We start from the raw sequence: 15,296 nt of genomic DNA on the forward strand, positions 1-15,296 counted from the left end.
AATATTTTTAGCGGATATGCAACACCCGATCACTTAACTGATACCTGATGCTGGTTGTTTGCGACAGATTATCCATAAATTCTGTCAGCCCGTCTTTTTTAGTGAGTATGCCGGTAACTGTTATATTTTCTGTTGTCGCATCATCAAAAACAACGGGTATATCAAACCAGCGGGTAATGACGATGGCAATATCTTTAAGTGTGGCTTTTTTGAAATAGTATTTCCCTTCCATCCATGCAAGCGTATTCTTTGGGTTGAATTCGTCTACACTGAAATCATTATCGCAGGTAGCTTCATAGCCTGGCCGTAGTTGGATCTGCTTGCCGGCATTGCTTTTAAGGGAGACTTTACCGGAAGAAAGAGCGATCTTAGTATTGGCATTACTATAAGTATTCACATTAAATGCTGTTCCCAATACATTAATAGATACCTCCCCGGTATGTACTATAAAAGGATGATCAATATCTTTTTTTACGGAAAAATAAGCTTCCCCGCTAACAGATACTTCCCTTGTGCTGCCATTGAATGATAACGGAAAACTGATTTCGGACATGGAATTCAGCCATACTTCAGTACCATCTGTTAATGTGAGCTTATAATCCTTTCCGGCAGGTACATGCAGTATATTCATAGCTGCAGCCTGACTGGTACCGGTTGCTTCATATTGCAAACTCTTTGGAGAAAGATGCATTTGAATTGTTCCAACACTAAGTACCGGCGACTGACTGCTATCCGAGAGATTTATTTTTTGCCCGTTGGCCAGCTGAAGGGTGATACCCGGTGATTGCTTTGCAACAATAGACATTTGTTTATGTTCCCGGGGAAAAAGAATATACAGGAAGCCGCTTCCTATAAGTATCAGCAAACCTGCGGCAACCTTGTACAGCAGATGTCTGTTACTACGTTTGGGAGGGAACAGGTGTTGTCTTTTTTGCCATAAAATATCTTCATCAAGTTCATTAAGATATTGTTTGGCTTCCGGATGGGCGAGTTGTTGCTGTAAATCGGTATATACCCGTTTAAGCTCCTGGTCGTCCTCCATTAATTGCCGGAGTTCCTGGTCATCTTCCCCGGAAATATATCCGGAAAGCTTTTCCAGCATTAATTGATCAATATGTTGTTTATCGGATATCATTAGTTGTTAACTTAAAGGATAAATTTCACTCTGATACTGGAAGATGCAGCTTGTTGCGCAATGTTTTAACAGCAATTTTCAGATGAGTTTTTAATGAGTTGACACTGATTCCCATATTGTCTGCAACTTCATGGTATTTTTTGTGTTGCATATATACAAGATTAAATGCACGCTGGCGTTGTGCAGGGAATTCATTTAACAGTTCATGCAGTTGCTGATGAAGTTTAGATTCATCTTCTATCTGATGTTTTCTATAAGTATCTGATTCTGGTAAATATGACTGGTCAACCGTTTCCACATATTTTTCAATCCTTTTATGGGTCCTTTGCTTCATTTTATGATAATCATTTACCTGGTTGCGGACAGCAGTGAACAGATAGGTCTTAAGATTGCCATTAATATTCTGATATAGTTTTCTTTCCCATATGTTGCTGAGGACAGATTGAACCAGATCATCGGCTTCAATAGGATCTCCGGTGCCTAAGTATGCTTTAGTCCACATTAACCGGTAATATTTCTTAAAAATGCACTCAAAAGCATTACTGACATTCCCCCTTTCTAATAAGGCAAGTATAACCTCATCTCCTGTATATTCAGGCATAAAAAATACTTTTTAATCTGGTTGATTAATAACGTGGATAGAGTAGTCTGGGATACTGACATTAAATATATATAAAGTAGTTCGTTTTTTAAAATGTTATTTTGACAATTATTTCGGATTTCTCTTCACCCGGTTTTAAAATCTGTCGTCTTTATATAGTAGCCATGTTATGAAGGGCAAAATAAGTTCCATGTTGTAGTTATTATCAACCAAATAAGGAAAATGAAAAGAATTATCCCGTTAATGAAAATTGCGAGTCGAGATTTTGCGCGCAAAAAAATCTGTATTACAGCCTTTTTATTCTTTTTTTTAAATTTTACGATGTATGCTCAGATTGTGACCCCAACAGTCACGATAAAAGGGAACAATATGACTTTGGAGCAAATATTCCAGTCTATTGAACGGCAGACGGACCTTACCTTTTTTTATAAAGAAACCCTCTTGAAAAGTGAAGTAATAAGTGGCCCGTTAAATTATACGGATACAAAGGTTACCACTGTCCTGAATGAGGTATTAAAGGGCCATAATTTAACATATGAACTGAAAAAGAATGTGGTCCTTATTAAAAGAGAAGAGAAAATTGCTGCAGAGCCGGGTAAACCGGCAGAAAAGAAGAATCAGGATATTGTACAGGATAAACAGATCTCCGGGAGGGTACTTTCTGAGGATACTAAAACCCCTTTACCAATGGCAACGTTACTGTTAAAGGGGACCACCAATGGTATTACAACAGACCAGAATGGGTATTTTAAATTAAAAGTGGCGGGGAGCAGCAAAGTACTGGTTGTCCAGTATGTTGGTTATATCGCCAGGGAAATAACCATTATAAATGGTGTGAATGATTATGAAATATTGCTTTCTCCCAAGGATAATACTATAAAAGATGTGGTAGTAGTTGCTTATGGCACGCAGAAAAAAACAAGCCTGGTCAGCTCTATCACCAGCATTGATCCCAAAGAACTTAAAGGACCTTCTTCCAACCTTACCACTATGCTGGCGGGAAGGATAGCCGGTATTATTTCTTATCAGCGCAGTGGTGAGCCAGGGGCTGATAATGCGCAGTTCTTTGTAAGGGGAGTAGGTACTTTCGGTGCGGGAAAAGTTGATCCGCTTATTTTAATAGACAATATAGAATCGTCTTCCAGGGACCTGGCGAGGTTGCAGCCAGACGATATCGGAGGCTTCTCCATCCTCAAAGATGCAACAGCTTCCTCTTTGTATGGAGCAAGAGGTGCAAACGGAGTGATACTAATAACGACCAAAACAGGGGGTAACGGAAAAATGAGATTCAATGTACGTATGGAGAACTCATCTTCTTCCAATACCCGGAATTTTGCATTGGCAGATAATGTCACTTATATGAAGCTTGCGAATGAGGCTGTGTTAACAAGGAATCCGCTTGGTGCATTACCTTATTCTCAGAATAAAATCGATCATACGGCTAATGGGGATGATCCTTTATTATATCCCAACAATAACTGGATACAACAACTGATTAAAAATCACACCAACAATCAAAGAGTTAACATTAATGCCAGTGGAGGTTCTGATAAATCGAAGTATTATCTGGCCATGACATATAATGTTGATAATGGTATTCTGAAGGAAAATTCTCTTAATAATTTCAGTAATAACATTAAGCTGAGATCTTATTCGCTTTTATCTAATGTTACGTTAAACCTTACAAAAACAACAGAGGCGCTGGTAAGCCTTAAAGGACAATTTGATGATTATAACGGTCCTGTTGGTGGTGGTGCTGCTACATTTTATAATGCTATATGGAGCAATCCGGTGGCTTTTCCGGCAGTTTATCCGGCAAGTTTATTGCCTTATGCAAAACACCCGCTGTTTGGGAATGCACTAATACCCGGTGGAGGAGGTCTGTATGTTAATCCATATGCACAATCTCTTTCCGGTTTTCAGGCAACCAATACCAGCACCATGACGGCGCAATTGAGTTTAAAGCAAAACCTGGATGTTGTTACGCCGGGTTTGTCTGTGAGAATGATGGCCTATACCAGCCGGTATGCAAATTTTGCGGTAACCCGTCAGTACAGTCCTTACTATTATATGTCCAGCGCAATTGATGGGAAATTCAGTGGCTTAACGCTGATTAATGATGGGGCCTCCGGAAGCGTTGGTACAACACCCACTGAATATTTAACGTATAATCCCGGTGATAAAAATGTAAATACTACTACATACGGGGAGGCGGCTATTAATTATGCCAGGGTATTTAACGATAAACACAGTGTAGGTGCTATGGTGATAGGTACTATCAGAAATTATCTTACAGGAAATGCGTCCACCCTGCAATTGTCTTTACCAGCAAGGAACGAAGGAGTTTCCGGCAGGTTTACCTATGGATATGATAACCGTTATTTGTTTGAATATAATTTCGGATTTAATGGCTCAGAACGTTTTGCAGCCAATCACCGGTTTGGTTTTTTCCCTTCAATAGGTGGAGGCTGGATCGTATCTAATGAAAAGTTTTTTAAGCCATTAACAAATATGATTAACCAGCTTAAATTCAGATTCACATATGGCCTGGTAGGTAATGATCAGATAGGTAGTGCAACAGATCGTTTCTTCTATTTATCTGATGTGAATTTAAATGGCGCTGCGGCCGGATACTTTGGTACAAATTTTAACTATAGCAGGCCCACTGTATATATAAACCGTTACGAAAACCAGAATATTACCTGGGAACTGTCCAAACAGACCAATCTTGGAATGGATTTAATCCTTTTCAATGACCTGACAGTAACGGTAGATGCATACCAGCAGAATCGTAGTAATATTCTGATGGTAAGAAGTACGATGCCTACCTCAATGGGGTTACAGGTAGATATTTCGTCTAATGCAGGTAAGGCTACCAGTAAAGGAGTAGATCTTGCCCTGGATTATCATAAATCATTTAATAATTCTTTATGGATACAAACACGTGGTACTTTAACTTATGCAAAGAGTAAACTGTTGGTAAATGAAGAGCCACAATACGCTGCAAATAACAGAAACTTATCAAAGGTGGGTAATTCGCTGGGACAGATATATGGCCTTGTTGCGGAGAAGCTGTTTATTGATCAGGCGGAAGTGAATAATTCTCCTGTACAATATGGGAGTACCATGGCAGGAGATATTAAATACAGGGATATAAACGGAGATGGAAAAATTACGGATGCGGACAAGGTGCCAATTGGTTTCCCTACTACACCAGAAGTTATATATGGTTTTTTGTTCTCTGTCGGGTATAAGAATTTTGATATCAGCGGTGCTTTTCAGGGTTCTGCCAGATCATCATTTATTATCAACTCAGCAAATACGACACCTTTTTATCTGAATGGTGGTAATCAGAATGGCTTATTGCAGGTGATTGCTGATAATCACTGGTCAGAAGATAACAGGAACTCTTATGCCTTCTGGCCACGTTTAAGTAATACGCTTTCAGAAAACAATACACCAGTATCTTCCTGGTGGTTAAGAGACGGTTCATTCTTGCGATTAAAATCTGCCGAAATCGGATATAATATTCCCAATCAGTTTTTGAAACGGTTCCATTTGAGTAGCGGACGTATCTATGTAAATGGGATGAACTTATTTACTATCAGCGCCTTTAAACTCTGGGACCCGGAAATGGGTGCTTCAGGGTTGGGATACCCTATTCAAAAGGTATTTAATACCGGATTGACAGTCGGATTTTAAGTTTTAAATAAAGAACTAATTATATGAAGGATAATAAACTTGTTGGCAGGTATTACAAGATATGCTTCTTAATACTTTCAGTGTTATTGGCTATTTCCTGCAAAAAATCTTTTCTGGATGTAGTACCGGATAATGTGGCTACAATAGACAATGCTTTTACCTCTAAAACAGAAGCTGAAAAATATTTATTTACCTGTTATTCTTACTTGCCGGTCGATTATGACCCTACATATAATGTAGGTCTCTCTGCAAGCGATGAGGTTTTTGTGCTTGATCCAACGAATAATATCAGATCTACCAATGTTTTACGGTTAAATTATGGAGACCAGAATACATCAGATCCGATCGCTAATTTCATGACTGGCGGCAGAGATGGAATAGCGTCTTATAAAGCTATCAGGGATTGCAATATATTTTTAGAGAACGTAAGTAATCTAAGCAAAGTACCAGATCTTGATATAGACACCAGGAACAGATGGATAGCAGAAGCGCAGTTTTTGAAGGCGTTTTATCATTTTGTGATGTTCAGGGCATATGGGGCTATTCCGGTAATAGATAAAAATTTACCTATTAATGCTTCAATAGAGGAGGTGTATGTGAAACGTCAGCCGGTAGATAGTGTAGTGAATTATATTGCTAATCTGCTTGATATGGCCGCCGTGAATCTTCCTGCAAGCATCACTAATATATCCTCTGAACTTGGCCGCATTACAAAACCTGCGGCATTAGGGTTAAAGGCAAAACTATTAGTAACAGCGGCAAGCCCTTTATTTAATGGAAATTCAGATTATGGTTCATTTAGAAATAAAGATGGAGTGGCACTCTTTAATCCTGCTTATAGCGTAGAAAAATGGCAGAGAGCTGTGGATGCATGTAAAGCGGCTATAGATTTATGTGCTGCACAAAGTATACAGTTATATACTTTCCCTGCACAGACAATACCGCTTAGTACTACTACCATGACTCAAATGAGTATCAGGAACGCAATGAGTGAACCCTGGAACAATGAGTTGGTATGGGGATCTACCAGTGGTGTCAACTGGGGCTGCACTTTCTTACAACGGTGCGGAATAGGGCAGTTCGATTTTAATAATGCAGTGGCTTCAAAAACCGGCGGCCACCCTTTATTAGGACCTACCATAAAAATGGCAAAGATGTTTTATACGAAAAATGGTGTTCCGATCGATGAAGACAGAACACTTGATTTCTCGAATATTGCTGCACTGAGGGTAGCCACTCATGATGAAAGGTTTAATGTTAAAGAAGGTGAAACAACTGCAAGATTAAATTTTGACAGAGAGCCTAGGTACTATGCTGATCTGGGATTTGACAGAGGTATCTGGTATATGGCAAACAGCCCGTCTAAAAGTGATGAAAATACTTTTTGGCTGATGGCCCGCGGTAGTGAATTAAGTCAGTCTTCACCAGTACCTATTGCCGGGTTTTATATGAAGAAAACAGTGAACTGGCATATGGACTGGAATACACTCACCTATCCGCCTTATCCATATCCTGAAATGCGGCTGGCAGATTTGTATTTGTTATATGCTGAAGCTTTAAATGAAGTACAGGGACCCACTGCAGATGTATATGACTATGTTAACAGGATAAGAGCAAGGGCTGGTTTAGCAACAGTAGAAAGTTCATGGACAAACTATAGTAAAAATCCTTCTAAATATACGACCAAAGATGGTATGCGGTCTATCATTCAGCGGGAACGTTGCATTGAGCTTTGTTTTGAAGGACATCGCTTCTGGGACCTGCTACGCTGGAAAACCGCAGCACAGGAACTGAGCGGGAATATAACAGGTTGGGTCGTAAGCGGACAAACGCCTGAACTGTATTACCGTGAGGTGTCTTTTTTGTCGAGACATTTTGTATCTCCCCGTGATTATTTGTGGCCAATACAGGAGAACGATCTGCTCGTGAACCCAAACCTGGTGCAAAACCCTAACTGGTAAAATAAAACATTAAAGGATGAGACTAATAAAATTATTGTATATAACGCTACTATTAATAGTAGCTGGCTGTAAGAGAGACGAATTAAACAAACCGGTTGTGTCTAATACAAACCCTCCGGGGCTTATATCCGGTATAACAGTGGTAAATCTGAATGGAAAGGCAACGCTCACTTATACATTACCGGCAGATGAAGATCTTTCTTATGTGAAGGCAGTGTATGAAACTTCTCCGGGACAAACCAGGGAAGTGAAAGCTTCTCATTATGTGAATACATTAACCGTAGATGGTTTTGGAGATACCCTGGCACATACTATAAAATTGTATGCCGTGAATTCCAGTGAAGTTGCATCTGCGGCTGTCACTACAACTGTAGATCCTTTAACACCTGCCGTAGATCTGGCTCTCAGGTCACTCCAGGTGACGACTACTTTTGGTGGGTTTAACCTTACCTGTAATAATCCTACATTGGAAAATTTAGCCATTATCCCTTTAGTGGATTCTGCCGGGAAAGGACAATGGGTACAAACCCTTGGGATGGATAATGTGTATAGTAACAACCCGGTTATCACCAGTGCTGTAAGAGGACAACCTGCGGTAGAAAGAAAGTATGCTTTTGTGGTAAGAGACAGGTGGCTAAATTTTTCAGATACATTATTTGTAATGCTTACGCCTATATTCGAACAACTGCTGCCGAAATCCGACTGGAGCAATTATGTATTACCAAGCGATGCCGGAATTCTTAATAATGGGGGCCGTACTGATGTACCATATATTTATGATGGTGACCTCCACCCGGGCTGGCCCCATTGTTTATTTACGCTGGAGCAGGCGGGCAGTTCACAAATGGTAACACTGGACCTTGGCAAAGCACACATTCTTAGCAGGATGCAGGTAAATCCGTACAAGGAAGTTGGGAATAATTATTATGTAAGAGGAAATGTAAAAGATTTTGAGATATGGGGATCTAATAGCCCGGATTTAGATGGCAGTCTGGATCCCAGTTGGACCAAACTAACAACCTGTCATGTAATGAAACCTTCCGGATCTGCTTATGGAACTGAAACAACAGCCGATCAGACTTTGGCGTACAATGGCTGGCAGTTTGATTTTCCTGCCGGACAAATCGCCTATCGCTATGTAAGAATAAGAAGCTTGTCCAATTGGCAGGGATCTTATTTTATAAATATAGCAGAGTTTACATTATGGGGTAATTAGTAATTGTGCAAACTGATAAATGATAATTTAAAACAGATGAAACAACATAAAATCACAACTTACTATATAATAGTATCGCTGGTATTAATAATAAGTGCCTGTTCTAAAATGGATGACTACAAGGACAAATACATGGCGGGAGGAGCTATCACTTATCCCGGGAAAATGGATTCAGTTATGGCATTTTCGGGTAAAAGCAGGGTAGAGATTACCGGACTTTTTACATCCGATCCGAAAATCGTTAAATATAAGGTGTTCTGGAATAGCAGGCAGGACTCTTTAGAGGTGCCTGTTCAAAGAACTTCCGGCGTAGATACCGCTAAAGTAATCATCCCAGGTTTACCGGAAGGGTTGATGAATTTCGAAATCAGGACTTTCGATGCAAAAGGGAATATCTCTATACCTGTGAATACCTCAGCGAATGTGTATGGTGATCTGTACCAGAGTGCACTTATCAACCGCGGGATCGTGAATGCTGAAATGCAGCTCGACGGTTCCGCGTTGATTAGCTGGGCGGATGTAAGTAAAGATGCAGGTATAATAAATATGCAGATTATGTATTCAGATAATGCGGGTATGACGCATGATACCCTGATTACATCTGATCTGACCGGCCTAACCACCTCATTGCCTGCTTTTAAATCAGGGAATACTATTAGTTACCGCACGGCCTATCTCCCCAATGCCACAGCTATTGATACATTTTATACTGCTTATGAGGTACATACTGTAAAAGCTGATGTAACCAGTCTTTATTTATCTAATACAGGCCCTTTTGACAGAGCTACTTATGATGGCGGCAGATGGGGAACACTGGCTGCTCCCTGGATTACAAGCACGAATGTGATCAATCATTCGGGTTATGGCGGATATGCTTCTGAACCCTGGTTAAATATAGGAGGATGCCTGGTGATGGAATCAGGGTGGGGCGGAACTGCTAACATTGTGAATGGGAAAATTTCTCAAACAACTACTCTTCCGGCTGGGAATTACATTTTTCAGGTTAATTGCTACACGGAAGCGCTGGATCCGGTTTATATCGTAGCTGCTGCCGGTACCACATTACCTGATATCAGTGATCTTTCAACAGCGTTGGGCTACACTACATTTCCAACTAAAGTGGGGACAACTGCAACTATCCAGTTTACGTTTACCCTGACGCAGCAAGAGCAGGTTACATTAGGGTTTTTGGCTACGATGGTATCGGGTAACCAGTATTGGAGGGTCCCTTCTGTGAAACTTATTAAAAATTAGATAGTCCCGTTTCTGACTGTAATTATATAGGAATCTGGCTTCTTCCAGGCCAGTTTCCTGTATAAATTACAAAAGGCTCCTTCCAACCCGGCTTTCAGGGCATTAAGGCCGCAATTACAAAGCTTAAAAACAGAGTAATATAATCTTTGTATCTTATGCCCAAATCGCGGTAATCGTGTCATTAAATCAACTTTTATCCAGTATCGGCAATATTATTCCACTCAATAAATCAGAAAGAGAAGAATTATCTCAAAGAGTGGTCGAAAGGAAGATTAAGAGAAAACAGTTTATTTTGCAGGAAAGTGATATCTGCAAACATTATACATTTGTAGCGGAAGGATATTGCAGAAAGTATAAGGTAGATGATAAAGGAGCGGAACACAATCTGCAGTTTATAGCCGAGAATGACTGGATAACAGAAATAAACAGTTTTTATTTTGAAACCCCCAGCCGTGTTTTTATTGAGGCAATGGAGCCCGCGGTCATCCTTCAGATAAGTAAACCGGACCTGATTTATTTGTATAGTAGTAGCCCCAAATTCAACCGGATCTTCCGGGTCATCATTGAGAACAGATTCGCAGAACTGGAAGACAGGGTATTGCATAATATCAGTTCTACAGCCGAAGAACGGTATCTTGCCTTTATCAAAACATATCCTCAGCTTTCATCAAGAATACCCAACACGCAAATAGCTTCCTATCTGGGCATCACTCCGGAGTTTTTAAGTAAAATAAGAAAGAACCTCTCACAGAAACCTTAAACTAGTTTAAGTGTAATTATTAAAATAGTTTATTTTCTGAGTGCCCGATCAGGGGGATCTTTACGGTCTTATGGAACTACAGATCGCGCAAACAGTCTTCAGAACGGATATAATAAAGGGATTATCATCTCCTCAGAAGTTTTTGTTACCCAAATACTTTTATAATGCAGAAGGAGATAAAATCTTTCAACAGATCATGCAATCCCCGGAGTATTATATAACCAATGCAGAAGATGAAATACTGACTTACTAAAGCCAGGATATCTTAAAGACCAGCATGCAATTATTCCCTACATTTGATATTGTTGAACTGGGGGCCGGTGATGCTACCAAAACGATACATCTGCTACAGGAAGCCGTAAGATCAGGTGCCAGTGATCATTATTACCCCATTGATATTTCACGCAATACTATCGATTACCTGCATACCGCTTTGCCATCACTGGTACCGGGAATGCAGATAACAGGTTTGGAAGGGGAGTATATCTCTATGTTACAGCGGGTACCTGTAACAAAACCGAAACTGGTCTTATTCCTGGGGGCAAACATTGGAAACATGCTGCCAGATGAAGCCCTGGCGTTTTGCAAAAGGATTTTAAATAAAGGAGATATGCTGCTGACCGGCTTCGATCTGAAAAAGGACCCGCAGAAGATCCTGGCGGCATACAATGATAAAGATGGCTTTACAAAAGCATTTAACCTCAATTTACTGGTGCGTATCAATGATGAGTTAGGTGCCGATTTTAATACCGCTCATTTTACGCATTATCCTGTATATGACCCGGTAACAGGCGCTTGTAAAAGTTATCTCATCAGCAGGATAAGACAACAGGTGACACTCGATGATGGCACTACTTTTAAATTTGATAAGGACGAACCCATTTATATGGAAGTATCGCAAAAGTATAGTGAAAAAGAAATAGATAAAATGGCGATACAGGCAGGCTTTAAAACAGTCAGTTCTTTTTACGATAGTAACCGCTTATTTGTAGATACGCTTTGGCAAAAATTATAATTATGAAAGCAGCTGTTTTATATCATCCGGGAGCCGCAGAAAATTTCGTCATTGAAGAAAGGCCAATACCTCAGCCAGGGGAAGGACAGGTATTAGTGAAGATAAAGGCATTTGGATTAAACAGGTCGGAACTAATGACGCGTAAGGGATTATCTCCCAGTGTGCAGTTTCCCCGCGTATTAGGGATTGAATGTGTGGGTGAGATTGAAGAGGACCCTTCAGGAGAATATAAAAAAGGACAGCAGGTGGCCGCTTTAATGGGAGAGATGGGCCGCGCTTATGATGGGGGATATGAGGAGTACGCCGTATTACCTGAAAGCATCATTTATCCTTTTAAGAGTACGCTGCCCTGGCAGCAACTGGGTGCTTTCCCGGAAATGTTTCAGACTGTCTATGGCTCATTACACCTGTCTTTAAAAATAAAGGAAGGAGAAACGCTGCTGATCAGGGGAGGTACGTCTTCTATTGGGATGCTGGCTGCGCAACTGGCTAAAAATATGCATGTGACCGTGATTGCAACAACCCGGAAAGAAGAAAGCCGGCAATTGCTGACAGACAACGGGGCCACACATGTACTGATTGACAATGGACACCTGGAAGAACAACTGAGGGCTATCTACCCCGCAGGTGTTGATAAGGTATTGGAACTTGTGGGTACGGTTACCCTGGCGGACTCTTTAAGATGTGCAAATGAAGGAGGGTCTGTCTGTATGACAGGCATGCTTTCTGAAACATGGTCAATGCCCAACTTTGTACCAATGGATGTAATACCATCTACAGTAAATCTGACGACTTACAGCTCCGACCAGATCAGCCTTTCTACTCACACTTTTCAGAACTTTCTGACCTCCGTTGAGACTGGCCGGGTTAACCTGAACGTAAGCAGGGTATTTCAACTGGAGGATATCGTTGAGGCACATAAATTTATGGAAAGTAACAAAGCAGGAGGCAAAATTGTTGTACTGACTTCCCATTCATGAATGAAAACGATAACGGAGTGATTATTAGCTTTTTACTTCAAGCACAACCAGCAACGAATATCATATTATCGTCATGGTTTTTCGCCCTTTCCCCAACTTTTTTTCATATTTTATGAGAATTCGTTTCTTAAATATGGATTTAAAACTATATTTAAGGTATGGATACCAATGCGAACGACTTTACATGGAGTCAAGAACCGAACCCACATCACGTTCGGGTGAGACAAATACTTAAACAACATCCTGAAATGAAGGAGCTGATCGGTAAAAATCCCTATACGATTTTTATGATTATTGGCCTTGTTTCAGCCCAGGTTGCCATTTCGTATTTTGTTAGTGATGTTTCCTGGTGGATTGTCTTTTTGGCAGCTTATGCAGCAGGCGCTTTTATCAGTCATGCTTTATGGGTAATGATACATGAAGCAAGTCACGGTCTTATATTCCGTGGAAAAGTGCCTAACCTGATGGCTGGGATCATTGCTAATCTTCCGCATATTTTTGCCAGCTCCGTTTCTTTTCAGCGCTATCACCTGAAACATCATGCTCACCAGGGTGAACATGATCTGGATGCTGATCTGCCTGATTTCTGGGAAGCAAAACTGGTAAGCAACAATCCATTTAATAAAATGCTCTGGTTCCTCTTTTTCCCGGTATTCCAGGTAACAAGAACGGCCAGATTGAATATTGACCTTTTCGATCGCTGGGTATTACTCAACTGGATCATCCAGTTAAGCTTTAATGTGGCGCTCTTTGTATTCATCGGCCCTAAAGCCTTTGTATATATGCTGGCCAGCTTCTTTTTCTCTGTAGGGCTTCATCCTCTTGGCGCCAGATGGATCCAGGAGCATTATCTGACCCTCGATCCTATACAGGAGACTTATAGCTATTACGGGCCACTGAATAAAGTTGCCTTTAATGTAGGGTTCCACAATGAACACCACGATTTCCCTTCCATTCCATGGAATAAGTTACCACTGATCAAGAGCAAAGCACCAGCTTATTATGATACGTTGTTATCGCATCAATCCTGGACAAAACTCTTCTTTAGCTTTATTTTCAATCCGAAACTATCGCTTTATTCACGTGTGTTAAGAAAAGAAAAAGTGAAGATTGTAAAAGAAAGTGAAGTAACTGCTTAAATAGAAAGAAGGCGATTCAATACCGAATCGCCTTTTTTTATTCCTGTTTTTTGAGTTTTAACCAGTTACTGTCTGCTTTCATAATCAGCGCTTTCTGGTCCTTAGCCCACATCTCCTTTACCTTACTATTATAATTAAAATATAGCTTATCGTCTACGATTGTCCACGTGTCAATCTGCGAAGGAGACTGATGACCATCTGCTGTTCCATAAGCACAGTACCCACCATATTGTGGTATATATTTTTCAGGTGATTCCTTAAAGGCATTCATATTTTCTTTATCAGAGAAAAGCCAGGTAACCCCTTTCCATTGATAAAAAAGACTATCAGCCCCTTTAACTGCTTTAGATGATTTAAAGAAAGCAACAGGATCATAACCATTAATAGCTTTACCAGCGGTTGCGAAGATCTGAGCATTTACCTGCAAAAAAGTACAAAAGATAAATACAGTAAAGATAAGTGTACGTTTCATTATTATGTTTACTGCTTGGTCGTAATCAGATGATAAACCTTACAAAAAATATGACTTTTGCTTTTATTGGTTTGTTAATTCCTCATCAATACGTTGTTGCAGTTGTTTCTTAAAATCATCTTCGAGTTTCATTTGTCTATGTTGAAAAAGTTCTTTTACAGTACGGTTAATAAGGATGCTTTGTTGCTGAAAGATGCGGCAGATTACACAACCTGCCAGATGAATTTTTAATTCTATCTTTTCGCGAAGTGTAATAGTCCCTATCTGCTTCTTTTCAATCAGAAAGGTAGCCTTGTGACAGTTGTAAACTATTTTCTTTAATCTGTTCATTTACATCCAGTTTTTTTGAAGACAGGCTCTCAGATTAACTTTAGTGCGATGAATGATTACCCAGAAATTAGCCGGCGTAACATTTAATTCGCTGCATATGGTTTTGGTTGATTCATCATCCATATGTTTCATTGTAAATACGGATAACCATAATGAAGGTAACTTCTGCATACACATTTGCAGAAAGTGTATAAACTCCTTATTAAGAACAGGATCTTCATGCTCTATACCAAATAATTGGGGCCTGTACGCATCATTCCAGTGACCATCTTCCTGATCAAAGAAATTATGTTGTTCAAACTCTGCATCCTTTCTGTTAATAAGACCAGATGATTTCCTGCGGTAAACATCTATAATCTTGTTCTTTAATATTGCCGTAAGCCAGGTGCTTTCAGTACTTCTCCCTTCAAATTTATTCATACCCTGTAATGCTGCCAGAAAGGTTTCCTGTACCAGGTCGCGTGATAACTCTTCGTCATTGGTCCTGTTAAAGGCAAATGTATACAGATAGTCAGCATACTTATGTACCCATTGTTGCGGTTCTACGAGGTTATTAACCGCCGGAATCTCCTTATTGTTTTCGAGTTGCATGATTGATTTAAATGAGAGCAACACCCTCCGGTTTTAGTGCTTAGTCGGTCCATCCCCGGAAACCTTACAAACTTTTTTTAAATAATTATCTGTAAGGTTTTTGCTAACACCCCGACCAAAGGAGAAGTGAGTGATTTATC

The 15,296-nt window shown here is 40.1% G+C and carries 12 protein-coding genes and 1 pseudogene; 8 read left to right on the top strand and 5 right to left on the bottom strand.

Annotated features, from left to right (window positions below; all coding sequences use genetic code 11):
- Positions 1 to 7 precede the first annotated feature (7 nt).
- On the bottom strand, positions 8 to 1,135 hold the full coding sequence (locus GO495_RS13805; RefSeq protein ID WP_157300288.1) for a FecR family protein: 1,128 nt from the start codon (positions 1,133 to 1,135) through the stop codon (positions 8 to 10).
- 25 nt (positions 1,136 to 1,160) lie between these two features.
- On the bottom strand, positions 1,161 to 1,736 hold the full coding sequence (locus GO495_RS13810) for a sigma-70 family RNA polymerase sigma factor (protein WP_157300289.1): 576 nt from the start codon (positions 1,734 to 1,736) through the stop codon (positions 1,161 to 1,163).
- 369 nt (positions 1,737 to 2,105) lie between these two features.
- Between GO495_RS13810 and GO495_RS13815 the strand changes: the two genes are divergently transcribed.
- From GO495_RS13815 to GO495_RS13850, 8 genes and pseudogenes are all read left to right on the top strand, one after another.
- The gene (locus tag GO495_RS13815) at positions 2,106 to 5,438 is read left to right on the top strand and encodes a SusC/RagA family TonB-linked outer membrane protein (RefSeq protein WP_157300290.1); all 3,333 of its coding nucleotides are present in this window, start codon (positions 2,106 to 2,108) and stop codon (positions 5,436 to 5,438) included.
- 23 nt (positions 5,439 to 5,461) lie between these two features.
- Positions 5,462 to 7,399, top strand: a complete 1,938-nt coding sequence (locus GO495_RS13820) for a RagB/SusD family nutrient uptake outer membrane protein (protein WP_157300291.1) — start codon at positions 5,462 to 5,464, stop codon at positions 7,397 to 7,399.
- A 16-nt stretch (positions 7,400 to 7,415) separates the two neighbouring features.
- Positions 7,416 to 8,615, top strand: coding sequence for a DUF5000 domain-containing lipoprotein (locus tag GO495_RS13825; protein ID WP_157300292.1), 1,200 nt, complete (start codon positions 7,416 to 7,418; stop codon positions 8,613 to 8,615).
- A 36-nt stretch (positions 8,616 to 8,651) separates the two neighbouring features.
- Positions 8,652 to 9,869, top strand: a complete 1,218-nt coding sequence (locus GO495_RS13830) for a DUF4998 domain-containing protein (RefSeq protein ID WP_157300293.1) — start codon at positions 8,652 to 8,654, stop codon at positions 9,867 to 9,869.
- Between the two features lie 175 nt (positions 9,870 to 10,044).
- Positions 10,045 to 10,629, top strand: coding sequence for a Crp/Fnr family transcriptional regulator (locus GO495_RS13835; RefSeq protein WP_338075415.1), 585 nt, complete (start codon positions 10,045 to 10,047; stop codon positions 10,627 to 10,629).
- A gap of 70 nt (positions 10,630 to 10,699) precedes the next feature.
- A pseudogene (locus tag GO495_RS13840) lies at positions 10,700 to 11,644 on the top strand (L-histidine N(alpha)-methyltransferase).
- A gap of 2 nt (positions 11,645 to 11,646) precedes the next feature.
- Positions 11,647 to 12,624 (top strand): zinc-binding alcohol dehydrogenase family protein, encoded by a 978-nt coding sequence (locus GO495_RS13845; protein ID WP_157300294.1) that lies wholly within the window; start codon positions 11,647 to 11,649, stop codon positions 12,622 to 12,624.
- Positions 12,625 to 12,782: 158 nt separating this feature from the next.
- Positions 12,783 to 13,763 carry a fatty acid desaturase gene (locus tag GO495_RS13850; protein ID WP_157300295.1) on the top strand — a complete coding sequence of 327 codons (981 nt, stop codon included), beginning with the start codon at positions 12,783 to 12,785 and terminating at the stop codon, positions 13,761 to 13,763.
- Between the two features lie 37 nt (positions 13,764 to 13,800).
- Here GO495_RS13850 and GO495_RS13855 read toward each other — a convergent pair whose 3' ends face one another.
- The 3 genes from GO495_RS13855 to GO495_RS13865 all read right to left on the bottom strand — a co-directional run bounded on the left by GO495_RS13855 (position 13,801) and on the right by GO495_RS13865 (position 15,156).
- Positions 13,801 to 14,235 carry a YHS domain-containing (seleno)protein gene (locus tag GO495_RS13855; protein ID WP_157300296.1) on the bottom strand — a complete coding sequence of 145 codons (435 nt, stop codon included), beginning with the start codon at positions 14,233 to 14,235 and terminating at the stop codon, positions 13,801 to 13,803.
- Between the two features lie 63 nt (positions 14,236 to 14,298).
- Positions 14,299 to 14,565, bottom strand: coding sequence for a hypothetical protein (locus GO495_RS13860; RefSeq protein ID WP_157300297.1), 267 nt, complete (start codon positions 14,563 to 14,565; stop codon positions 14,299 to 14,301).
- On the bottom strand, positions 14,566 to 15,156 hold the full coding sequence (locus tag GO495_RS13865) for a sigma-70 family RNA polymerase sigma factor (protein WP_157300298.1): 591 nt from the start codon (positions 15,154 to 15,156) through the stop codon (positions 14,566 to 14,568).
- Positions 15,157 to 15,296: the final 140 nt, after the last annotated feature.

The sequence above is a fragment of the Chitinophaga oryziterrae genome, from assembly GCF_009758125.1.
GTDB lineage: Bacteria > Bacteroidota > Bacteroidia > Chitinophagales > Chitinophagaceae > Chitinophaga > Chitinophaga oryziterrae.

Coding starts and splice junctions, on each gene's coding strand:
- GO495_RS13815 (WP_157300290.1), top strand. CDS start 2,106: ATGACTTTGGAGCAAATATTCCAGTCTATTGAACGGCAGACGGACCTT.
- GO495_RS13805 (WP_157300288.1), bottom strand. CDS start 1,135: ATGATATCCGATAAACAACATATTGATCAATTAATGCTGGAAAAGCTT.
- GO495_RS13810 (WP_157300289.1), bottom strand. CDS start 1,736: ATGCCTGAATATACAGGAGATGAGGTTATACTTGCCTTATTAGAAAGG.
- GO495_RS13825 (WP_157300292.1), top strand. CDS start 7,416: ATGAGACTAATAAAATTATTGTATATAACGCTACTATTAATAGTAGCT.
- GO495_RS13820 (WP_157300291.1), top strand. CDS start 5,462: ATGAAGGATAATAAACTTGTTGGCAGGTATTACAAGATATGCTTCTTA.
- GO495_RS13860 (WP_157300297.1), bottom strand. CDS start 14,565: ATGAACAGATTAAAGAAAATAGTTTACAACTGTCACAAGGCTACCTTT.
- GO495_RS13850 (WP_157300295.1), top strand. CDS start 12,783: ATGGATACCAATGCGAACGACTTTACATGGAGTCAAGAACCGAACCCA.
- GO495_RS13865 (WP_157300298.1), bottom strand. CDS start 15,156: ATGCAACTCGAAAACAATAAGGAGATTCCGGCGGTTAATAACCTCGTA.
- GO495_RS13830 (WP_157300293.1), top strand. CDS start 8,652: ATGAAACAACATAAAATCACAACTTACTATATAATAGTATCGCTGGTA.
- GO495_RS13845 (WP_157300294.1), top strand. CDS start 11,647: ATGAAAGCAGCTGTTTTATATCATCCGGGAGCCGCAGAAAATTTCGTC.
- GO495_RS13855 (WP_157300296.1), bottom strand. CDS start 14,235: ATGAAACGTACACTTATCTTTACTGTATTTATCTTTTGTACTTTTTTG.